Genomic DNA, 22,433 nt, shown 5'->3' with positions numbered 1-22,433 from the left:
CTCCGCGGTTTCATGGGACCCCCGAAGGGGCGCCCCGCGTCGCCCGGGGAGTCTCGACCTGGATCGACGGCGGCGCGAATCCCGCGCCGCGGCCGGCCAGCCGGGCGGCGACCAGCGCGAGCGCGGCCGCGCCGAGGGCCTTGCCGCCGGAGGCGAGCGAGGCGGGCCCTCCGGCAAACGCGGGAAACGACTCCACCGAGTAGCGGCTCGCCAGGAGGAGGGTGGCGACGATGACCAGGACCGCGTCGCGCGGTCCGGGAAGCTGCTCGATCCGGAAGAGCACGACCAGCAGGGGGATCAGCAGGACCACGAGGTGGACCTCTTCGGTCAGCGGTGACACGAGGGGTAGCGACGCGACGGCGGTCGCCCAGGCGGCGAGCCGGACCTCCCGATTCCCGGCTGCCCCCCGGGTGGCCCGCATGACGCCGCCGATGATCGCGAGCGCCAGGGCGATCGCGAGGGCTTCGACCAGGAGATGCGGGCCGTCGATCCGGAGGAGGCGGTGAAGCAGGGCGTGCGGTGACAGGTTCTTGGACCATCCGTGAAGGGGTCCGGACCCGACCGTCAGGAACCGCGCGTACCCGGCGAGCCAGTACGTCCCGAAGACCGCGAGGCCGAGCGCCGCCCAGGCGGCGGCGAAGGCCAGGGCGAGCGCGGCCGTTCCGCGGGAGCCGATCCAGAAGAGGAACGGGATCAGCAGCACGTACGGCGGCTTGAGATTGACAGCCCACGACAGGGCCACGGCGGCCGCCACCGGGTGGCCGCGCACGTGCGCCAGACAGGCCAGCGAGACGAGGAGGAGCACGAGCTGGTTGAGGTTCCCCAGCGCGATGTCCTCCAGGATCGGCTGATACGAGAGAACCACGAAGAGACCCAGGAGGGCCGGAGCGGCCGGAGGCCTCAGATGCCGGTACCAGAGCACCCCCGCTGCCGCCAGGGCCGCCTGACTCACCACCAGCCACACGAGCCGCGCCCACGGATACGGCAGGAGGGTCAGCGGCAGGAAGAGGAGGTAGCCGGCGGACGTGAACGTCGGCGGCGTTCCCGCGACCTGGATCTGGAGGATGGCGGCCACCCGGGTCAGTTCGGCCCGGTCGAACGGATCGACCCCGCTCCGGAGCGCGGAGGTGAAGACATAGTAAGAGGCGATGTCGATCGTCGGGGCTCCGAGCCCGAGCTTGAGGACGTCGTGGGCGTACCGGACTGCGGCCAGGGCGATGACCGTGGCGACCGCCACCGTCAGGGCGGAGCGAGGCATCGGCAGGCTCAGGCCGGTCTTCATCGGCCGGGTCGCCGGAAGACGAACTCCACCTCTTCGAAGCCGCCGACCCAGAAGCACCAGAGGCGAGAGCACACAGCCGGCGCCAGGTTGGCCCACCAGTCGAACCACCAGCCCAGGACCCGCGCGACGGCGTACCTGGCGCGTCCCAGTTCCTCGCGCTTCAGCGCCGGCTGGCCGAGCCAGCGGAAACGGAGCCGGACGCACTCCAGCTCGGTGCCGCAAAAGCCCCCGGCGAACGCTGGCCGGAAGTAGAGCGGGAAGCTGACGTCGAATCCCCGGCGATGGTCCGGGTGGGTGAAGCCACGCGAGAAATGGGGGACCCGCACGGTGATGTGGCCTCCCGGCCGAATCAGTCGCGCGAATTCCGCCATCGTCGCGAAGGGGTCGTCGAGATGCTCCAGGACGTGGGAGGCCAGGATCTCGCTGGCCGCGCCGGAGTCGAAGGGGTAGGGAACGACGTTCAGGTCGTGGTACACGTCACACTTGACCGCCGGATCCCTGTCGACGTTGATCCAGCCTGGAAGGGGGAACCGACCGCAGCCGAAGTTGACCTTCATGTCAGGACTTCCGGAGCTGGGCCAGACAGGCCGCGCTGGCCGCGGCGCGGTCCCGGAACCACGGCTGGCGGCGGGAAGGCAGGCAGGCCATGAGGGAGAACACGAGAGAGCGGACCCGGAGCTCGGCGGTCACGATCCGGCCAGCCATCCGGCCTCGCCATCCCGGGAAGTGCTTCTCGAAGTACCGGAGGCGGCTTCGATAGGCCTCCTGCAGCATGGCGGCCGGCGATTGGGCCGTGCTCTTGCCCCAGTGATGGATCGCGGACGGGCCCGGCAGATAGCGAAGCCGGTACCCCGCGTCGCGAATCCGCTTGCAGAGGTCCATGTCCTCGCAGTACATGAAGAACCGCTCGTCGAAGCCGCCGACGGCCTCGAAGACGTCGCGTCGGACCAGCAAGCACGCCGCCCCGCCCCACGCGACGTCGTGGGCTTCCCGGTGAGAGCGGGTGGTCGAGCGCAGGAGCCAGCGGTGGAGCGCCGGCGTCCGGTAGACCGCGTAGCGGAGCGAGGACAGGAAGACGAGATCGCCGATCAGGCTCCAGGGAGACGGCGGGGCGCGGTGGACGGAAGGCTGGAGCGTCCCGTCCGGGTTGAGCAGCCGGCACAGCACTCCGCCGAGCGAGGCCTCCTCGTCCAGCGCGCCGACCATGGCGGCGAGCGCCCGCGGTCCGAGCTCGCAGTCGCTGTTCAAGAACAGGAGCGTCCGCCCCCGGCTGGCTCGGGCGCCGACGTTACTGGCCCGTCCGAAGCCCAGATTCTCCGGACTCTGGATGACCCGCACTCCCGGAAATTCCCCGGCCACCATCGCCGGGGTCCCGTCCCGTGATCCGTTGTCCACCACGATGGTCTCGACGGTGAGCGTCCCGGCCGCGGGCGGGATGGCCGCCAGGCACCGGCCCAGATACTCTCGGGTGTTCCAGCTCACGATGACGACGGAGACGTCGCCGCCCGTCATGGAGCGCCGGCCGCCGGCGGGGCGCCGCCCAGGACCCGGGTGTAGACCTCGAGCGTGCGGGCGACGTGCTGCTCCACCGTGAACGCCTGCCGGGCCCTCTCGGCGCCGCCCCGCCCCAGACTCGCCCGGAGGTCCGGGTCGGCGATGAGGCGGTCGACGGCGCGGGCGAGGCTGCCCGGGTCGCGGGGGGGGACGAGAATGCCCTCGCGCCCGTCTCGGACGATCTCGGGCGTGCCCCCGGTGTTGGTGGCCACGATCGCCGTGCCGGAGGCCATGGCCTCGAACAGGACCCGGCCGCACGGCTCGGCGTCCGAGGCCAGGACCAGGATGTCCAGGCCGCGCATCACGAGCGGGATGTCGCGACGCGGTCCGGTGAGTCGGATCCGATCTTCGAGGCGCGCGTCTTTGATCCGGGCCTGGAGGGCCTCCGCCCGCCACGCGTCCTCTGCGAAGAGCGGCTCGCCCACGACGAGGAACTGTCCGGGGGAACCCGCCTGCACGAGCCGGATCGCCGCCTCGACGAACTGGGTGTGTCCCTTGCCCAGGCCGATGCGCCCGACGATGCCGATGGCCGGCTCTCCGTCGGCGATCCCGAGCTCGCGGCGGAACGGCTCCCGGGGGACGGCGGGGTTGAACTGGCGGGTGTCCACCGCGTTGAGGATGGTGACCGTCTTCCGCCACGCCCGGCTGCCGCGGAAGCGCTCGCGGATCGCATCCGAGTTGCAGATGATGGCCGACGGGAGCGCGGCCAGCATCCGGTCCACGTCCCGCATCCGCCCGTACAGAAGGTTGCGGACATGCCAGATCGCGGGGATGCCGGTCCACCGGGCGGCGAGCCCGGCCACGACGTTGGTGCGAGGCCCGTTCCCGTGCACCAAGTCGATGCGGTGCCGGCGGATCACCCGGCACACCGCGCGCACCGAGCGGACCACGCCGCCGAGGTCGCGGAGCGGCCCGAAGGGAACGGCCAGCACCGGGATCCCTTCGCGGACCAGGGCGTCCGGGAACGGCCCCGCCGCCGGCCCGGCGAAGACGGGGACGACCCGGCCAGGGTCCAGGTGCCGGAGGAGGAGGCGCAGGCTCTGCTCGGCCCCGCTCATCTGATCCACGTGGTGCGCGTAGAGGACCCTAATGGCCATGGCCGAGGGCCTCGCGCCGCTGCGGGGTTCGGCGGGCCGCGTGGCTCAGCACCGCCTCGTAGGCCTCGGCGATGCGGTCCCAGTCGAACAGCCGCTCGGCGCGGGCGCGCCCGGCCTGGCCGAGGCGGGATCGCAGGGCCTCATCGCGGACGAGGCGCGCCAGGGCGTCGCCCAACCCTCGCCAGTCGCCCGTCTCCACCAGCAGCCCGGCCTCCCCCACGATCTCCGGGAGGGCGGTGTTCCGCACGGTGACGACGGCGCGCCCGTAGCTCATCGCCTGGGCCACGACGACGCCGAAGGTCTCGAACGTCGAGTGGAAGGCGAACAGATCGCAGGCCGTGAAGAAGGACGGGAGCATCGCGCGCGGGATGTATCCGGCGAAGCGGACGTGCTTGTCGATGCCGAGCTCCCCGACCAGGGCGCGCAGCCGGGCCTCCTCGGGCCCCTTGCCGCCGATGACGAGCGTGCCCGTTCCCGCGGTGTCGAGGCAGCGCCGCAGGGCCTGGAGCAGGACATCCGCGCGCTTCTCGGGCGCGAGTCGCTGGAGGGCGAAGATGAGCGGCTCGCCGTCGGGAATGGCCAGGGACTGGCGGACGGCGCCGCCATCGCCCGGCGGGGGTGGAATCTCGACGCCGTTGTAGACGACTTCGCCGCGTCCGGGCGCGCCCCGATAGACCGCCGTGCGGCAGTAGGCGGACCCGTAGGTCGCGTCGGTGACGAGCGCCAGGACGGCGCGCTGCCACCATCGCCACAGGACCGGGACCCCCGGCCCCGGCACGTCGCGGCCGTTGAGGGTCATGACCGTCGGCACCCCCAGGACCCGATCGGCCACGACCCCGGCCAGCCCCGTGGGCATGACGTAATGCACGTTCAGCACGTCGGGGCGAAGCCGGCGGACGGCGTCGCGCGCGGCGGCGACGGCCGACAGGGAGAAGGGCGGAATCGCGCCGGCCGTCCAGCGGTGCCCGCGCACCCGCATGAAGGAGAGCCGGTCCCGGTAGCGCTCCACGGGAAACGAGACGAGGGCCTCGTAGTCGTCGGATGCCTGCTGCCGGAGGAGCTCCGAGTCCAGGAACGGGGTGAGGAGGTGGACGTCGTGCCGACGCGCCAGCCGCCGGTAGACCTCGAGGAGGATCAGCTCGGCGCCGCCCACGACCGGCAGGAACGTCGGGCTCAGGACCAGAATCCTCATGTCCGCTCCGACCGCACGCGGTCTTCCTTCCCCCTCAGCCGCTCGCCGACGGCGACGTAGTCGGCCGCGATCGCCGGCCACTCGAACCGGGCGGCCGCCGCGGCGGACCCTTTCCGCAGCCGCTCCTGGAGATGGGGGTCGGTGAGCAGACGACGGATCTCCGCCGCCAGCGCGCCGGGCGACCGGGGGGGCACCGTGAGGATCGTCTCCCCGGGACTGAGCGCCGGGTCGGGGTACCGCGGAGGCGTCGTGACGATCGGGACGCCGACGCGGAAGCCGGCGATCAGCGTGCCGCGCCGGAGGGAGGCGCCGTCGTCATAAGGGACGACGTAGGCGTCGGCGCCGAGGAGCAGATCGGAGACCTCCTGCTCGGGCAGCCGCCCGAGCCAGTGGATCCGTCCGTCCACCCGGAGGTCGCGGGCGCGCCGGTCCAGCATGGCTCGGTGCGCGCGGTCTCCCGGCCGCGTCTCGCCGATCACGGCCAGGTGGACTTCCGACGACTCGTTGAGGGCGGCCATCGCCTGGACGAGCGTCTCCAGCCCCTTGCCCGGCGCCGGGAACCCGAACGCGCCCAGAACCGTCGCGTCGGCGTTCTGGCCGAGGCGCTCGCGCAGCGACCGCCTGGCCGACGATCGGTCCACCCGCGGCTCCGGGATGCTCGCGCCGATCGGGATCTCCCGGAGCTTGCCCTTCCACCAGGGGAGACGCCGCCGGAACAGCTCGGTCAGCTCGGCGTTGGTGCTGACCACCCCGTGGCTGCTGGCGGCCAGGAGCGCCGCGTAGGGCCCGCTGACCCGGCGCCCTCCGACGAGCGTGTGGAAGGTCGTCACGACGCGCGGGCTCCCGCGCGTCCACCGGAGCAGCAGCGGGAGCAGCTTGAACGCGACGCCGTAGCCGTAGAGGTCCGGCGTGTACTGCAGGCTCACGACATCGGGCCGCCACCGGCGGAGCGCACGCCAGGCCGCCAGGGTCTCGCGGGGGCCCCAGCGGCCGGCCAGGCGCTGGACGTCGGGCTCGCCGCTATGGCTCCGGGCCGAGGTCAGCACCAGACACGGATGGCCGAGCTCCTCCAGGGCCCGGCGCAGGCACCGCGTGTAGTCCCCGACGCCGCAGGCCACGGCCGCGGGCTGGTAGTCGGCGGTCACCAGGGCGAATCGCACGCGGGGATCCTCAGAGGCACCGGTTCACGGCCTGTCATTTCTGCATGATCCGCCGGAGGAGGTCGGCCAGGAGCCCGATGGCGAAGATCACGCTGGCCGTCAGGAGCGACGCGACCGCCACGCCGCCGAGAAAGACGCCGTGGCCCGAGAACGGCGCGTAGGCGCCGACGGCCAGCCCGACCAGGGCCAGGACGCCCGTCGGGATGAGGAAGACCTTGATCGGGTTGTGGTAGAGGATCGCCTCGATGATGATCTGCGCCATCCGGAGGGTGTCGCGGACGACGCGGATCTTGGAGCGCCCCCGCCGGGGAAAGTAGGCGACCGGGACGAAGGTCACGAAGTAGGCGTTCAGGAGCATCGCCATGGTCAGCGTGGTCGTGAAGGAGAAGCCGTTGCTCAAGGTGTCGAAGAAGCGCAGGACCACGTCCTTCCGCATGATCCGGAGCCCGGAGTTCACGTCGGGAATCCGCTGGCCCACGCTGAACTCGACCAGCCACTGGAACAGCTTCCGGGCCGGGAACCTCAGGAAGCTCCCCCGATAGGTGGGCCCGGTCCGGGCCCCGACCACCATGTCGAAGCCTTCGCCCGCCTTCAGGAGGCGGGGGAGCTCGTGCACGGGGTACGAGCAGTCGGCGTCGGCGATGGCGATCAGATCGTAGCGGGCCTGCAGGATGCCGTCCTTCAACGAACGGCCGTAGCCGACGTTGATGGGATGCCGGATCACAGTCGCGCCGTGGGCGGTCGCGATGGCGCCGGTCTGGTCCGTCGAGCCGTCGTCCACCACGATCACTTCGGCCACGATGCCCGCGTCCTGGAGCGCGACCTGCACGTCGTCGAGGGTCTGGCCGATGCCGTCCTGCTCGTTGAAGGCCGGGATGACGACGCTAAGCATGGCTCATCTCCACCGGCTTCGCGTAGACCGCCTGCCACCAGAGCATGAACGTGACCAGCGCCCAGAGTCTGAGGCCGTGATCGGTGTAGCCGCGAGCGTGGGCGCGCCATAGCTCGGCGACGGGGACGGGGTCGAACAGGCCCGCGTCCCGGAGCGAGCGGGACGACAAGAGCTCCTCCACCAGGCCCCGCAGCGGGCCTCGGAGCCAGGCCGAGACCGGGGCGTTGAAGCCGCGCTTCCCCTGGCGGAGCGTCGAGGCGGGCAGGCGGTCCCGCATGAGGCGCCGGAGCAGCACCTTCTGGGTGAGCCCGCGGACCTTCGCCCGGTCGGGCAGCCCGGCGGCGAACTCGACCAGCTCGTAATCGAGGAAGGGCGAGCGGGCTTCCAGCGCGTGGGCCATCGTCGCCCGGTCGACCTTGACCAGGATGTTGTCGGCCAGGAAGGTCTTGATGTCCACGTATTGCGCCCGGGCCAGCGGCGGCGCGTCGGGCAGCTCGGCGGCATAGTCGGCGAAGGTGTGGAACGGGTCGTGAGCGGCGACGGCGGCCCGGAGGTCGGCGCCGAGCACGGCTGACGCGTCGGCGGGCGGGAAGACCACCCGCCACCAGTAGTGGGCCCGGTCGGGATCGCCGTCGGGGGCCGTGAAGAACTGGCGGGCCTTGTAGGTCGCCCCGACCTTGCGGCTCGTGACCGGCAGGTGCCGCGCGGCGGCGCCGACCGTCCGCCGGATCGGTCCCGGCACCCGGCGGTACCATCCGAAGACGCGATCGGCGAGGTAGGTCTCGTAGCCCCCCAGCGTCTCGTCGCCGCCGTCCCCCGACAGCACCACCGTGACCCGCTGGCGGGCGAATCGGGCGAGGGAGTAGAGAGGGACCAGGGAGGTATCGCCCAGCGGCTCGTCCAGGACGGCGACGAGGGCGGCGCGAATCGCCTCCTCCCCGGCCGGCGCCGTCGTGTAGTGATGCGGGCACCCGAGGTGGGCGGCGACCGTCCGGGCGGCGGGGAGCTCGTCGTAGCCGGGCTCGGGAAAGCTGATGCTGAAGGTGTCGAGCGGACCCTTGAGGCAGGCGGCGGCCTCGGCCGTGACGGCGCTCGAATCCAGTCCGCCGCTCACCAGGGCGCCGAGCGGCACGTCGCTGACCAGCCGGCGTCCGGTCGCCGCGCGAAGGCGGTCCTCCAGCGCCGCCTCGAGGTCCCGCTCCGGGGCCGGGCGCGGGGTCCGGAACGACGCGGCGAGGTCCCAGTAGCGCCGCAGGCGCACGACGCCGTCCTCATAGACGAGGAGCGTCGCGGGCGGGAGCCGCCTGATGCCGGCCAGGATCGTGCGCGGCGTGAGCACGTACCCGAGCGTGAGGTAGTCGAGGAGGGCGGCCGGGGCGATCTCGCGCTTCACGCCCGGCGCCGGGAGCAACGCCCGGACATCCGAGGCGAAGGCGATGCCGTCTGCCGTCATCGCGTACACGAGCGGCTTGACCCCCAGACGGTCGCGGGCCAGGAGCAGGCGCTGGCGGCGTCCGTCCCACAGGGCGAAGGCGAACATGCCGTTGCAGCGCGCCAGGAAGTCTTCGCCTTCGTCTTCGTAGAGGTGCAGGAGCACCTCGCAGTCGGTCCGACTCCGGAAGCGATGGCCCCGCCGCTCGCACTGGTGCCGGAGCTCTTCGAAGTTGTAGATCTCGCCGTTGAAGCTGAGCCAGAGGGACTCGTCCTCGTTGGCCATCGGCTGGCGCCCGGCGGCCGAGAGGTCGATGATGCGGAGACGCGTATGGCCGAGGCCGAGCCACCCGCGCGGGGACCGCGCGTCGGGCACCGCGGCGAGGTGGATCCCTTCGTCGTCGGGTCCGCGATGGCGCAGGGCGGCGATCATGCGGGGAACCGCGACCTCGACGTCCCGGCGCGCGCCGGACCCGTAGCTCAGGACGCCGCCGATTCCGCACACGAGGCCAGGGGCCCTCCGGCCCGGAAGGCGGGCCGCCACAGGAGCCAGAGCAGCACGCCGACCACGGCGGCGGCCGCCAGGAAGAGGCCGAAGAAGACGAGCTGGGACGCGACCAGGTGAATCAGCGTAGGTGTGGGGCCGGCCAGGAGGTCGGCCACGCCGACGTCGGGACGCCGGAGCACGGTGTGCAGGGTCTCGACGCCCAGGCGTTCCGGGACGAACTGACCGAACAGCATGCCCATCCCGAAGGAGGAGATCAGCACCTTGATCGTGTAGACGAGCCGCACCTCCCACTGAGGAATCAGCCCGGCCTGGGCCGCCAGGTAGGCGAAGAACACGGAGGCGGCGCCCAGGGCGCGCGTCAGGCCGGCCGGCACCCACGGGAAGGCCAGGCCGACCCCGATCATGGCGAAGGGCATGGCGACGTGGAGGTAGCGGGTCGCGAAATGCGCCTCGCTCGGCAGCACGTACCAGCCGGTGAGCGGAAGCCGATAGCCGGCATAGAAGATCCAGGTGGCGAGGATGATCCCGGCGATGCAGGCGACCTCGGCGCGATGGATTCCCCTCCGGAAGGCGCGATAGAGACCGACGGCCGACAAGGCCACGATCGGGGTGTAGATCAAGAGCCCCGTGTTGGGCGCCAGCATGATCTCCACGAACCGGCCGGGATCCGGGGCGTAGAGGTACTGAGGCGTCGCGAACCCCCGGTAGGTGTAGGCGTTGGCGAAGGGGTTCCCGTACGTCACCTGGTGATAGACGAGCAGCGGCACGATCCCGGCGGCCAGGCCGGCGCCGATCAGCATCAGCGGCCGGAGCCGCAGGCGCGTCGCCAGGTAGAGCCCCAGCACGGCGATCTGCACGACGACCGCATAGGCGGTGGCGACGGCGTAGGCGAGAAGGAGCCCGATCCCGACCGCCCGGGCCGGGGTGAGGCGGCGGGCCGCGGCATCATCCGAGCCGAGGGCGAACACGCCGAGCAGGATCAGGGCCACGATCGATTCCTTGGCGTAGATCGTGGCGAACCCGAAGTGCATGGTGCCGAAGGCGTAGAGTCCCACCGTGAGAAGCCGCGCCGACTCCGGCATCGGCAGGCGGCGGAGCACTCGGTAGACGAGGACGACGCACAGAGCGGCCGCCGGGGTGCTGATGAGGAGGATGGCGAGGACGTTCAGCGTCACCAGGTCCTCGGTGACGGCGAACGGTGGGATGAACAGGCGCAGCAGACCGTAGAGAATCGCCGCCGGCACCGACCCGCCCGGGGGGAGACCCGGAAGGTAGCGGCCGTCCTTCGAGGACACGTCGGGGCCGTGGTAGAGGTGCAGCTCGACGCTGCCGCGGTCCACCACCGAGACCGCCAGGGCCAGCATGTTCGACGCCAGGGACGCCGGGTAGGGGTTGAGAAAGAGGGTGTAGACCAGCCAGACCGATACGAAGAGCCGGACCGAGGTGCCGAGGATGGTCCTCTCCTCGGCCGCGAGGCGATCGGCAGGGGGGCCGGCGCGCTCGACGAGGGAGACCCGGGGCGTCACCGGCGGGTCTCTCGGGCCGATGCGTACACCTGCAACGTCCGGGCTGCCGCCGTCTCCATGCCCTCGCGCACGGCGTAGGCCCGGGCGGCGGCGGCCAGGCGGGCTCGGGCCTCGGGGTCCGCCAGCAACCGGCCGAGCGTCTCCTGCAGGCGAGCCGCGTCCGCGATCGGAGCCAGGGCCAGGCAGTCGCCGCGCGCCTGCACCTCCCGGAGCGTCGGGACGTCGGTGGCGACGACCGGGCGGCCTTGGCCCAGGGCCAGGTGCAGGGAGTAGGACATGCTCTCGTCGGTCGCGTACGGGACCACGACGAGGTCCATCGCTTCCAGCGCGAGCGGGACCGTGTCGGGCTCGAGATAGCCCGTCACGCGCACGCGGTCTCCAATGCCCAGATCCTCGGCCGTCGCGAGCAGGTCGCGCCGGACGTCGTCGTGTGACGGGAGCCGCGGGCCTCCGGCCGCCAGCAACACCGGATCCCCGGGCAGCGCGGCCACGGCCTCCAGGAGTTCCCGGAACCGCTTCGATCGGTCGAGGAATCCGAATACGCCCACGATCGGACGGGCCGAGGGCACCGCGAGCCGGGCGCGGAAGCCCGCGACGTCGCCGGGCTCGACGGCCACGCGAGGGGTCACCCCCGGCGGAACCACGTGGATCCGAGCGGGCGCGAGCCCCCGGCGCACCAGGCGGTCCCGGTGGACGGCCGCGTGCACGATGATGGCGTCAGCACGCCGAAACGTCTCCGTGTCGTGCCAGGCGGGCGCGTCGACGGCGTTGGCCAGCCGGCTGCCGAGGCCGCCGTTGTACCGGCTCGGCCCGGGCTCCCGCACCGTGTGGGCGGTCAGGACGAGTGGAGCCCGGATGCTGGCCAGCAGGAGGCGCACCAGGAGCGTGTAGGTGAGCTGATCCACGCCGAAGAAGCTGTAGGTGTGCTGGATGTGCGCGACGTCCCGGCGGCTGAGGCGTAGCCCGGCGGCCACCGGGCGCAGCGGGTTCAGGCTCGCCGGCCGGATCGGGATGGTGGCCACCTCGGCCCGGGCCGCCAGTGCCCGGCTCAGGGCTCGCGCGTAATCGGCGATCCCGCAGCGCGGGCCGACGGTGGTGTACATGCCGACTCGGAGGCGCTGGCTCATCGCGGGTTGTTCGGGGGTGCGAACCGCCGCATCAGCGACGCGTGATCGAGCACCTGGGTGCGCTCGACGTCGCGCCGCGCGGCCCGCGTTCCCCGAAGGAGCCGCACGTTGTTCAGAAAGGCCAGGCCGATGGCCAGGGCGATCTTGGGGTTCCGCCGGGACACATGCCACCCCGCGCGGGCGATCAGATGACCCGCGAGGCGGGCCACCGTCCCCGCCGGCAGGCACTTGAGGGCGAACCGGAGAAGGTTCGTGTGATAGCTCACCCGGCGGCGGAACCAGAATTTCGGCACCCGGGCCGGCCCCACCCGACGGACGAGGTGCTGGAACTCGTCCCCGGACATGCCGACCCGGTGATGAAGGACCGCCTCGGGCACGTAGACGGTCCGCCAGCCCCGCCGCCAGGCGCGCCAGCACAGGTCCGTGTCCTCGAAGTCGATGAAGAACGTCGGGTCGAATCCCCCGAGGGCGCCGAACCGGTCGCGGCGCACCAGGAGGCTGCCCGCGCAGCCCCACGGAACCTCGACCGGACCCGTCGCGTCGGCCGTGTACTCGACCGCGAACGGAGGGATCACGGTGTCCCGGTAGCTGCCGGGCACGAGCCGAGTCCGGCCGTGGATCACCCGGCTGCCCTCCCAGTCGAGCTGCGTCGGGTCCGCGGCGAACAGCGAGGGGTCGGACTCGAGAGCTCGGGCCAGCCGCGAGACGCAGTCCGAAGCGAAGCGCATGTCGTTGTTGACGAAGAACAGATACCGCCCGCGCGCCTCGGCCCCGGCTCGGTTGTTCGCGCGGGAAAACCCGAGGTTCTCTCCCATGGACAGCCAGCGGACGTCGTAGTCCCCGCACACGGCCTGACTGTCGTCCACGCTGCCGTTGTCCGCCACCAGGATCTCGAATGCCGGCCAGTCCTGCTGACCGAGGGTCTTCAAGCAGTCCGCCAGGAGGTGGGCGCCGTTGTAATTCAGGACGATGGCGGAGACCAGCGGCGTCTCGCTCACGCGGGCATGCTCCGTCGAGCCTTCATCAGGATCCCCATCGCCAGCGAGGGCCACCAGTCGCCTGTCACCGCCAGCCAGGGCCACTTTCGGTCGTCCACCCATCGCTGCGGGAGGAAGGGGACCCAGTTCCCCACGTGCCGCTCGACGCGGAACCCGTGTTGCTCGAGCTGGCGCTGGAGCAGTCCGGGGGTGTAGTAGCGCAGGTGACCGCTCCCCTCGATCCCATGATCCATCCACATCGGATAACGACCGAGCAGGAGCCGGACTCGGTTCTCGAGGCTGGCCAGGTTGGGCGTGGTGACGATCAGCACGCCATTCGGGCGGAGGACCCGCGCGGCTTCGTGCAGGAGGTGATCGGTATCGATCACGTGCTCGATGACCTCGCCCGCCACTGCGGCGTCGAAGGTGGCCGAGTCCCACGGCAGCGGGTCACGCTCGAAATCGGCACGGCGGACCGCGATGCCGCGCCCCCGGGCCCGCTCCACCAGGGCCGGCTCACGGTCCACACCTTCGGCCTGCCACCCGAGGGTCTGGAGGAGCTCGGCCAGCTCTCCAGCGGCACAGCCGATGTCCAGCAGGCGACCCCGCCGCTCATCCGCGAGCAACGCGAGCAGCTTGGTCAGCCGCGACTCGCGCAGATCGAGCCGGTGATCCGCGTAGGACGTCCGGCACCTGGGCGCCGTCAAGCCAGGCTCCAGCCGTGGGGGCCTATCACGGCCATCACGGAAGGGCCCGCGCCCCGATGGCACCCGCGGCCCGCTTCATCCAGTCGCGCACGCGCCGCCGCCACGAGACGGGTACCTCCTGGGCGAGCAGGCGCTCCACTTGGGTCGGCAACAGCTCGCTCACGCAGAGCTGGAACTTGAACGGTCGCCCATCGTACGTGCGCTGGAAGGGAGCGAATTCGAGACGGGCCGCATCGTACTCCTCCAGCCGGTAGGAAGCGCGGCCCGCCCACTCGTAGGTCAGATTGAAGAGCCAGCGGTGGTTCTGGGCGAACCGAACGAAGTCCTCGTCGAAGTGCGCGAGGTAATCGAAGAGACCTCCGAACACGTCGGGAAAGCTCTTGCGCCGGATCAGCAGCGTATCGCCGTCGAGGGCGAAGGTGAACTTGTGGAATGGCCTGTAGAACACCCGCTCGGCGAACGTCGTGGGGACGTGGACCACGCCTCGGTGTGCCACGCGGGACATCTCGCTCAGGAAGGCGACCGGATCGTCGGTGTGCTCGAGGACGCCGATGGCCAGGGCGAGGTCGAAGCTCTTGTCCGCGAAGGGGAGCGCGATTCCGTCAGCGACGATCAGCGGTCTGGAATCCCGCCGGATGGGTTCCATCCGACTCCGCTCGGAGTCATCCCAGACGTGCAGGTCGACGAGCACATCAGCCCGCGGGTCAGGGGCATTTCCACTCCCGATCTCGAGTGTCAAGAGCCGCATCGCGCTCGTACCGCTCATGGCCATGCCGGCGATTGGGCGCACTTTCGGGTGGCGACGAGGGCCCAGCCCAGGGCGTCTCGAGCGCCCGGCCGATTCCCGTGCCCGCAGACGCGCCCGTCAAGCCAGTCGAACAGGCGATGGGTGAGGCCGACGAACAGGATTCTGAGCTTCGGTGGCAAATTCAGCTCGATGGCGTGGAACACCACGAGGAGCGCCCCTCCCGTGGCCCAGGCGTCCAGCACACGGAGCCCGGCTTCTCGGCAGAGGTGCTCGAGGCCCTGGCGGGTGTACCGGTAGAAGTCGCCCGGATGGTCGTGAGTGATGTGGTACTGGGGCACCGTCAGGCACAGGTACCCGCCAGGCGTGAGGACCCGCGCACACTCCCGGAGGATCCCCAGGGGATCCGGGACGTGCTCCAGGACTTCCATCAGGAGCACCGCGTCCACACTCTTGTCCCGCAGCGGCAGCCGCTGCCCGTCGGCGGCCACGTCGAGGCCCGGGCCTGGCACGAGGTCGATGGCCAGGCGCCGGCCATCCCAGAGGGATTGGAGGGGCGAGGGCCCGGTCCCGGAGCCGAGGTCACACAGGAGCCGAGGGCGCCCGTGTCGAGCCCGGACCAGCTCGAGCATGCGCCGCGCGTGCTGGATAGGGTGGTCGGATCTCTGGCGCGCCGACCGGTGGTGATACGGGAGGTAAAGTCTCCCGAGCCAGCGAAGCATCGCGGGTCACCCGGCCAGCAGGCGCCTGACCGCCAGCATGTCGGCGCTCCGGAGGTAGCCGAGCAGGAGCAGCCCGCCGGCGTACGCCAGCGCCCCCAGCACGATCTCGGCCGCCAGGCCGAAGCCCCGTCCCAGCCACATGCAGAGCGCCATGCCCGCCGCGGCCGGGACGTACCGCCAGAGGCCGTCGGCGGAGAACGACACCGTGAACCGGCGCTGGATGAGGCGTACCACCAGCGCCAGCGTGAGCCACTCACAGGCGAGCGTGGCGATGCTGGCCCCCCAGGCGCCCCAGCGCGGAATCAGGATCAGGTTGCCGACGACGTTGGCGAGGAGGCCGGCCCCGTAGACGCCGGCCAGGGCCCACACCCGATCGGCGGCGATGAGGGCGTGATTGGCCACGTTGATCCAGAACAGCGGCAGGGTGCCCCAGATCAGGACCCGCAAGAGGCCGCCCGCCAGCGCGAAGTCGGCACCGAACAAGGCCCGGGTGAGGTCGTCGGCCAGGAGGAACGTCCCGAGCGAGAGAGGGAGCCCGAGCGCCAGCAGGGGTCGCCAGGCGTTCTCGAGGAGGGCCCGTGCTTCCGGCTCGTGGCCCTTCACGAGCTTCGACAGACGCGGGAAGAAGGGACCGCCGAGTGAGGCCGCCAGGACCACCATCGCGTCGAGGAATCGGTACGCCGCCGCATAGAGCCCGACCTCCCGCGGCCCCCGGAGCCACTCGAGCATGACCATGTCGATGCGGTAGTACAGGGCGAAGCCCACCATGAGCAGCCCGAACGGGATGGCCTGGCGGAGCATGGCCCGCAGCGCCGAGCCGGGAATCCGGAGCGGGACTCCGACATCGCCGGCCAGCCACCGACCCAGGCCCAGCATCGCCAGGTTGGTTCCCGCCGCCGCGAGCAGGAGGGGCAGGACCGTGCCTCCCATCAGGAGGACGGCGACCGTGAGCAGGGAGCCTACCACGGAGGCCGCGATCCGATGCAGCGAGACCAGGTCCATCGCCTCCCGCGCCGTCAGGGCCACCAGCGACGGGGTGGTGCCGGCCGAAAGCACGCTCGACAGCCCGACGAGGGCGATGCCCAGGAGGGTCTCGGAATCGTGGCGCGTGAGCGCGGCGAGGATCACCATGGCCGCGACCGAGATCCCCGTCAACCCCAGGAGCAACCGACGGAGCGTGGCCAGCACCACTCCCGCGCGGCTGCGGTCGCGGCTGATCTCCCGGATCGCCAGGGTCGCCAGCCCGAAATCGGCGACCGCGCCGAACGGGAAGCAGAAGGCGAGGATGTAGGCATAGCGCCCGAGCTCCAGGGCGCCGAGCCAGCGGACCATGGCGACCGACACCGCGACGTTGACGGCCTTGGTGACGAGCTGGGCCACCACGAGGGCGGTGGCGTTTCGGAGGATGGGACTCGCGGTACTCATTCGCGGGGCCTGGAACGGTCGCGGGCTCAGGAGGCGATCGGGAGCGGCCTCCCTCGACGCGCCCATGACGGCCTGGACGCCGCGGCCACGGCGGGAGTGGCCTGGCTCGCCTCCAGCTGGGGAATCATGATGACCATCCCGGCCAGGAACCAGAAGGGCTCCATGATCCGGACGATGATGAAGGTATTGGTCCCGATCGCGTGGGTGATGAGGGCGACGAACCCACACAGGAAACCCAGGGCAACCCCCCGGAAGAGCGGGTCCTGGGTCGTCTTGAGGACGCCGTAGGCCTCGCGGAACAGCGCGGCCTGGAGCCACAGAAACGCGAGAAAGCCCACCAGGCCCGTCTCGGCCAGGGTCCGCGGATACTGGGCGTCGAGGAATCGGTAGCCGGTCACCCCGTAGCCGAACAGGGGATGCTCGAGCCAGTCCCGCAAGAGGACCTGCTCGTAGCTCTCCAGGCGGGCCGACGTGGAGGTGTCGACCCGAACGCCCCCGAGCTGCTTCTGCCCCGCTTCGGGCGGCTGGCTGAAAGTGTAACGGACGCGGTCGACGACGGCCTCGGGGATGAAGAATGGAGTCAAGGCCAGCGTGGCGGCGAAGAACGCCGCCAGGAACAGCTTGCGCTCACTGAAGACGAAGAGGGTCAGGGCCAGGGGAATCAGGGCGAGGTAGGAAGCCCGCGAGAGCGTGAAGAAGATGGGCGTGATGATCACCAGGGCGAGACACGGGAGGACGATCTTCAGTCGGGTCGACCTGGTCGTCATCAACAACCCCGCCACCAGCGCCAGCATGAGGACGAGATAGCCCCCGAACGTGTTGGGTTCCCCCTGCGGCCCCTCGAAGGGGGCCGAGACGCGCTGGCCCGATGGGATCTGCAGCATCCCGATCACGCTCACGATGGCGCAGGTGGCCAGGAGCGCCCACAGGAAGCGCTCGAACTGCTTCCGCTCCCGCAGATTGTTCACGACCATGAAGTAGATGACGAAGTACTGGATGTACTTCAGGGTGAAGAAGATGCCTCCCATGACCGCCACGCGCCCCGCCAGGATGCCGAGGCCGGTGGCGAAAACGGCGGCGAAGGAGTAGGCGGCGATGGAGTGGTTCAGGGGGGTCCGGAAGACCAGGCCCACCTCCTTGTAGAGCGCGGTCTTGGCCACCCAGGCCACCCCCACGATGACGAGGAGGAAATCGTCGAGGCGGAGGGTGAGGCCTCGTCCCAGTTGCCCGCCGCCGATGTCGCCGGCGACGAGCTGAGGGCCGAGGAGCATCGAGAAGATCAGGAGGTAGAGCGCGGCCTCGTTGCTGACGAAGGCGACGAACAGGACGACGACGATGACGCCGACGCCCAGCCCCAGCGGGAGCGAGGCCTGCGCCAGCACCCACGCCATCACGAGCGCGAGCCCTCCCGCGAAGAGAAGAGCGATTGCCGTCGGGGAGCTGACCGGGGTCTTCATCACCGAGCGAGACGGCTGCCCCGGGTGGCGTTCAGCCCAGGCCGACCAGGCGGGCCAGCCCGATGACGAGGGTGGAGAGGAAGGTGAGCGTCAGGTAGCCGAGGCGGACCGCCCAGTACACCGCCGCCAGAGCGACCAACAGGACCGACAGCCCGACGAGTCCGCTCACCCGGTCGGTGAAGGCCGCCCGCACGCGTCCCAGCGGTCCGGCCGGCTGGGCCGACTCCCCCCTCCGCGCCCCGTACCGGTATCGGTAGTAGCCCATTTCCGCGTAGTCGGGGCTCACCTCGGCCTTCACTCCGGTGAGGCAGACGCCGAGCACGCGGGCCCGCGCCGCTTCGAGCAGCGCCTTGGCCCGCCGCAAGGCCGCCCGCGCCACACTTCCGACCCGAACGACCAGGAGGGTGCCATCGACCCGCGAGCCCAGGATGGTCGGGTCCGCCACCGGCAGGACGGGGGCACAGTCGAGGATGACGAAGTCATACCGCTGGCGCACCTCGGCCAGGAGGCTCGTCAGCGCCTGGGCGCTCAGGAATTCCGTCGGGTTGGGTGGCTGGTGACCGCTGGGAAGGAGGAACAGGTTATCGATGCCCGGCCGCTCGATGAGGCTTTCCAGCCCCGCCTTGCCGAGGATGAAGTCCGAGAAGGTCAGGATCGCCTCGTCGATCCGCGCGCTCCCGATGACCACGTCGGTGAATCCCGGCTCCTTCGGGATTCCGAATGCGTGGTGCAGGTACGGGTTGCGGAGGTCCGCCTCGATGAGGAGCGTCCGCTTCCCGAGCTGGGCGAGCAGGATGGCCAGGTTGATGGCGATGGTGGTCTTCCCTTCCATCGGGGTCGCACTGGTGACCATGACCATCTTCAGGTCCTGCTCGAGCCCGGTGAAGAGCAGGTTCGTCCGGAGCGCTCGCATGGCCTCGACGGCGCGGGAGTTGGGGAGAAACAGGCTGATGAGGAAGGCGTACTTCTCCTCGGTCTCTCGATCCAGCGGCGGCTGATCGGGCTCGTCGCTCAACTCCCCCTTGATGTCGAGGTGCGGGATGACGCCGAGGACCGGGCTCTCCAGGAACGACTCGACGTCGTCGATGGCGCCGATCGAGGTGTCCAGGGCCTCGACCACGAAGGCCAGCACCAGTCCCAGGACGAGGCCGATGACCAGCCCGGCGGCGGCCTTCGACCCGGCCTGGGGCGGGTTGATCGGCCGGCGGGAGAGGATCGCCGGCTTGACCAGGCTGACGTCGCCCACCTGCTCCTTCTCGCGGATCAGCGCCTCCTGGTGTTTCTCCTTGAGCAAGGAGAACAGGCGCTCGCTGACCTTGATGTCCCGCTCCATGCGCGCCAGCTGGAGCTCGGCCTCCGGGATGGTCGCCTGCTCCTGGCGCAGGGTGGCGATGGTCCGCTGGATCTCGTCGGCCCGTGCCCTCAGCGTCTGGAGGCGAGAGGATAGGGCTGCCCGGATGCTGTCCTCGACGTTGGCGATCTGGGCCTCGAGCTGCTTGACCTGGGGATGGGCGGGACGGAGGTTGACCAGCAGCGTGTCGCGCTGGGCCGTGAGGTCGGCCAGCGAGTTCAGCAGCTTGGCGAGCGCGGGATCGGCGCCGTCGGCGGAGAAGCCGCCGGGACGCGGGCCGGCTCTGGCGGCCTTGAGCAGCTCGAGCTGCCCCTGGGTGTCGTCGATCGACCGCCGAGCCACCGCCAGCTCGGCCTCCAGGGCGCCGAGTCGGCCGAGGGACGCCTTCGTCTCCTCCGGAAAGAGAAAGATCCGGTGGGCCTGCTTGAACCCCTTGATCTCGTTCTCGGAGGCTCGCAGCGTCGCGCCGACCTCCCCGAGCTGCCGCTCGATGAACTCGCGGGCCTCCCGGACCTGGCGGCTGCGGGTCGTGAAATTGTCCTCCTGGAACGCGTCGGCGACGCTGTTGGCGAAGCGGACCGCCTCTTCGGGATCGTACGAGGTCACGCTGATCTCGATGAGGCTCGTCCCCTCGCCGAGCTTCACGGAGAGGCTGTCCTGGAGCCGGTTGATCGCGCCGAGGTACTTGGGTGAGGCCTGGATCTCCTCCCTGGTGGCACCGGTGGGGATGAGCCCGAGCTTCTTCGAGGCCAGGCTCATCACGGGAAAGCTCTTGATGAGGGCGGCCTGTGTCTCCACGTTGCCCACCGGGGTGAAGGTCACGAGCTCCTGCAGGAGCCCGGTCAGGTTCACCGACCGCTCGACTTTCACGACGGCGGTCGTCCGATAGAGAGGCCGGGGTGCCTGAAGGAGGGCGAAGCCGAACGAGAACGCGCCGAAGATCAGCGGGACCAGGATGATGATCCCTTTCCGGCGCCGGAGGATCCGCAGGTAGTCTCTCAGGTTGATGTCGTACTGGGCCATTCTTCGCTCAGCGACTGATGGCGTTGATCTGGACGGGTAATGCGAGCGGGTACGTCAGGACTTCCAGGGTCGGCTTGATCTTGGCGATGAAGGCGTTCCAGTTGCCGATGCCGCTCCGGGGGAGGACGATGAGGTCGTTGGCCTGGAGCGGGACGTCCTGCCGCACGTCTCCCTGCTCGATCAGCCTTCGGAAGTCCGCCTCCACGATCTGGGGGTTCTGGATCCCGCCGCGAATGATCCGCGCGCTCTCCAGGACGGCGACGTCGGTCGGCCCGCCGGCCAGGGTGAGCGCCTGGGACAGGCGCATGTTCGCGGACAAGGGAAACGCGCCCGGGCTCCGGACTTCGCCCAGGATGAAGACCCGGCGGTCGTCGCCCCGCATCTCGGTGGGGCCGGCGGTGGCGCTCGGGATGGCGCTGGGAACGGCCGCGCCCTGCGCCGGCACGAAGATGACGTCGCCGGCGTCGAGGACGAATGTCTGGGTGAGGGGCTCGTCGAGGAGGCGGAACAGGTTGATCGTGACCGGAGGCGCCCCGGGTCGGAGGACGCGCACCCGCTCCAGGTCGGCCGTGGGCGCGGGCCCGCCCACCTCGGCCAGCAGGTCGAGCAACGTGGTCCGTCCCCGGAGTGAAACCGTTCCCACCTTGCCGCCGATCGCGCCCAGCACCGTCACCTTCTTGCTGTATTCCTTGACGAACACCTCGACGGCGATCTGCTTGTAGTAGGGCGCGAGCTGCCGCTGGATCTCGGCCGCCGCTTGCTCCGGGGCCAAGCCGCCCACGTTCACCTCGAAGAACGCGACGGTCACCGCGCCATTGGCCTTCACGGCGGCCGTCTGTCGGTCCTGCGGGAGTCCGGTGGCCAGCAGGATCTCGAGGACATCCCCGGGGCCGATCCGGTACTGGGGCACGCTCCCCACCGTGACGAAGGACTGGTTCTCCCTCACCGGCTGAAGGAGCGGCGAGGGCTCGGGCGCGGGGGCCGGCGGCGAGGGCGCCGTCCCCTCGGCCGCTGGCGGTGGCGGGCTCGGCGCCGCCAGCGCCACCGCCGGAGCCGGGGCCGGCGGGCGGGCCGTCACCTCGGTCGCCTGGACCACGGGGACGACGGGTGGGGCCGGAGTCGCGCATCCGGGGAGCAGGGCGAGCAGGCCGACGAGCGCGCAGGCTCGCGCCTCCCGCCTCACGGGAGGGCGTCCTCCAGCACAGACTCCTTGATGTGGATCAGCGGACTCTGAGCCAGGTCCAGCCGCACGGGCTCGGGCAGCCGCCGTCCGCGCCGCACGATGATCTCCACGACGGGGCGCAGGGGGTAGTCCTTGTTGCGGCCCGACACCTGGGCGATGTCATCCGTGTTCAGCCGGACCAGGCTGCCGACGGGATAGGTCGACATGGACCGGATGAGGGCCTTGAGGATCTTGTCCGGGAACGTGGCCCGGTGCCGACTGAGGATCTCCTTGAGGGCATCGAGCGGGCCCAGGCGTTTGCGGGAGGGGCGGGGGTGGACCAGGCTCTTGTACATCTCGGCGAGGTGAATGATCGCCGCGCATTCCTCGAGCCGATCCTGCGGCTGGTGAGGCCCGTCCGGCTTCTCGTACCGCGCCCGGATCACTTCCCCCAGCCACCGGTACTCCGGGGTGAGCGCCGGCAGGACCTGGGCGGCCTCCAGCTGGCGACTCCGGAGGATCGCCCGATCATTGGCCGTCAGCGCGCCCGGGCTCCCCAGGATCTCGGCCGGCACCAGGGTGGTCCCGACGTCACAGAGAAGGGCCGCCAGCCCCAGGTCGCGGACCTCTTTGCGCGGGTACCCGAGCTCCAGCCCCATCTTCATCGCCAGAATGGCGACGTTGACCGCTTTGCGGGCCGGGTTCGTGGCCAGGTCGCTGACCCGGAAGAAGGAGGCCAGGAGCGCGTCGCTGCTCTCGAGGCTCTTGAGCAGGATCTCCACCGCCTCCTCCGCCTGGGCGAGGGAGAACGGGGCCTCGCGCCGGACGGCCAGGGTTTCCCGGATGCGCTCCACCGCCCGCTGGAAGATCAGGTCCGCGGCGTCGCCGCGCTTCGGAGCGCCGCCCTCGGTGGGCTCCGATGGGTGAAGCCGCTCCACCCGGTCGGGAGGGGCCGGCGGTCGGAGCTCGCGGACGGGCGCGACCGGCCTGACCGGCTCGGGCGCGGGCGAGGAGGCGGGGCGCGGCGCGCGGCCGACTTCCCGCGGCGGCAGGGCGCGAGCTCCGGTCCGGACGATGTCACTGAGCCTCAACGAC

General features: G+C 70.8%; 19 protein-coding genes. All 19 read right to left on the bottom strand.

Annotated features, from left to right (window positions below; translation table 11 throughout):
- Positions 1-10: 10 nt before the first annotated feature.
- Positions 11-1,282, bottom strand: coding sequence for a glycosyltransferase 87 family protein (locus tag VGW35_02470; GenBank protein HEV8306507.1), 1,272 nt, complete (start codon positions 1,280-1,282; stop codon positions 11-13).
- The gene (locus VGW35_02465) at positions 1,279-1,839 is read right to left on the bottom strand and encodes a methyltransferase domain-containing protein (GenBank protein ID HEV8306506.1); all 561 of its coding nucleotides are present in this window, start codon (positions 1,837-1,839) and stop codon (positions 1,279-1,281) included. The genes VGW35_02470 and VGW35_02465 overlap by 4 nt, the downstream gene beginning before the upstream one ends.
- Before the next feature lies 1 nt (position 1,840).
- On the bottom strand, positions 1,841-2,794 hold the full coding sequence (locus VGW35_02460) for a glycosyltransferase family 2 protein (protein HEV8306505.1): 954 nt from the start codon (positions 2,792-2,794) through the stop codon (positions 1,841-1,843).
- Positions 2,791-3,933: a glycosyltransferase gene (locus VGW35_02455; GenBank protein ID HEV8306504.1), complete on the bottom strand. Its 1,143-nt coding sequence runs from the start codon at positions 3,931-3,933 to the stop codon at positions 2,791-2,793. Before VGW35_02455 ends, VGW35_02460 begins: the two co-directional genes overlap by 4 nt.
- Positions 3,923-5,125, bottom strand: a complete 1,203-nt coding sequence (locus VGW35_02450) for a glycosyltransferase family 4 protein (GenBank protein ID HEV8306503.1) — start codon at positions 5,123-5,125, stop codon at positions 3,923-3,925. Before VGW35_02450 ends, VGW35_02455 begins: the two co-directional genes overlap by 11 nt.
- A complete protein-coding gene (locus VGW35_02445; GenBank protein HEV8306502.1) occupies positions 5,122-6,285 on the bottom strand; it encodes a glycosyltransferase in 1,164 nt (387 codons plus the stop codon). The genes VGW35_02450 and VGW35_02445 overlap by 4 nt, the downstream gene beginning before the upstream one ends.
- A gap of 34 nt (positions 6,286-6,319) precedes the next feature.
- Entirely contained in the window at positions 6,320-7,177 is an 858-nt protein-coding gene (locus VGW35_02440; protein ID HEV8306501.1) for a glycosyltransferase family 2 protein, read from the bottom strand.
- On the bottom strand, positions 7,170-9,113 hold the full coding sequence (asnB, locus tag VGW35_02435; protein HEV8306500.1) for an asparagine synthase (glutamine-hydrolyzing): 1,944 nt from the start codon (positions 9,111-9,113) through the stop codon (positions 7,170-7,172). Before asnB ends, VGW35_02440 begins: the two co-directional genes overlap by 8 nt.
- Positions 9,089-10,642 carry a hypothetical protein gene (locus VGW35_02430; protein HEV8306499.1) on the bottom strand — a complete coding sequence of 518 codons (1,554 nt, stop codon included), beginning with the start codon at positions 10,640-10,642 and terminating at the stop codon, positions 9,089-9,091. Before VGW35_02430 ends, asnB begins: the two co-directional genes overlap by 25 nt.
- Complete coding sequence (locus VGW35_02425) at positions 10,639-11,769, bottom strand: glycosyltransferase (protein ID HEV8306498.1); 1,131 nt, start codon at positions 11,767-11,769, stop codon at positions 10,639-10,641. The genes VGW35_02430 and VGW35_02425 overlap by 4 nt, the downstream gene beginning before the upstream one ends.
- Positions 11,766-12,767: a glycosyltransferase family 2 protein gene (locus tag VGW35_02420; protein HEV8306497.1), complete on the bottom strand. Its 1,002-nt coding sequence runs from the start codon at positions 12,765-12,767 to the stop codon at positions 11,766-11,768. Before VGW35_02420 ends, VGW35_02425 begins: the two co-directional genes overlap by 4 nt.
- A complete protein-coding gene (locus VGW35_02415) occupies positions 12,764-13,453 on the bottom strand; it encodes a class I SAM-dependent methyltransferase (protein ID HEV8306496.1) in 690 nt (229 codons plus the stop codon). Before VGW35_02415 ends, VGW35_02420 begins: the two co-directional genes overlap by 4 nt.
- Before the next feature lie 34 nt (positions 13,454-13,487).
- A complete protein-coding gene (locus tag VGW35_02410; protein ID HEV8306495.1) occupies positions 13,488-14,201 on the bottom strand; it encodes a class I SAM-dependent methyltransferase in 714 nt (237 codons plus the stop codon).
- Positions 14,202-14,215: 14 nt separating this feature from the next.
- Complete coding sequence (locus tag VGW35_02405) at positions 14,216-14,830, bottom strand: class I SAM-dependent methyltransferase (GenBank protein ID HEV8306494.1); 615 nt, start codon at positions 14,828-14,830, stop codon at positions 14,216-14,218.
- A gap of 96 nt (positions 14,831-14,926) precedes the next feature.
- Positions 14,927-16,345, bottom strand: coding sequence for a flippase (locus VGW35_02400; GenBank protein ID HEV8306493.1), 1,419 nt, complete (start codon positions 16,343-16,345; stop codon positions 14,927-14,929).
- Positions 16,346-16,371: 26 nt separating this feature from the next.
- Complete coding sequence (locus VGW35_02395; GenBank protein HEV8306492.1) at positions 16,372-17,802, bottom strand: O-antigen ligase family protein; 1,431 nt, start codon at positions 17,800-17,802, stop codon at positions 16,372-16,374.
- A gap of 31 nt (positions 17,803-17,833) precedes the next feature.
- The gene (locus VGW35_02390; protein HEV8306491.1) at positions 17,834-20,176 is read right to left on the bottom strand and encodes an AAA family ATPase; all 2,343 of its coding nucleotides are present in this window, start codon (positions 20,174-20,176) and stop codon (positions 17,834-17,836) included.
- A 7-nt stretch (positions 20,177-20,183) separates the two neighbouring features.
- The gene (locus tag VGW35_02385; GenBank protein ID HEV8306490.1) at positions 20,184-21,359 is read right to left on the bottom strand and encodes an SLBB domain-containing protein; all 1,176 of its coding nucleotides are present in this window, start codon (positions 21,357-21,359) and stop codon (positions 20,184-20,186) included.
- The gene (locus VGW35_02380) at positions 21,356-22,429 is read right to left on the bottom strand and encodes an HD domain-containing phosphohydrolase (GenBank protein ID HEV8306489.1); all 1,074 of its coding nucleotides are present in this window, start codon (positions 22,427-22,429) and stop codon (positions 21,356-21,358) included. Before VGW35_02380 ends, VGW35_02385 begins: the two co-directional genes overlap by 4 nt.
- Between the last annotated feature and the right edge of the window lie 4 nt (positions 22,430-22,433).

Source organism: Candidatus Methylomirabilota bacterium, assembly GCA_036005065.1.
In the GTDB taxonomy this organism is placed as follows: Bacteria; Methylomirabilota; Methylomirabilia; order Rokubacteriales; family DASRDR01; genus DASYQW01.
Note: the sequence above shows the minus strand (reverse complement) of the source record. Positions and strands in the feature narration are given on the sequence as shown.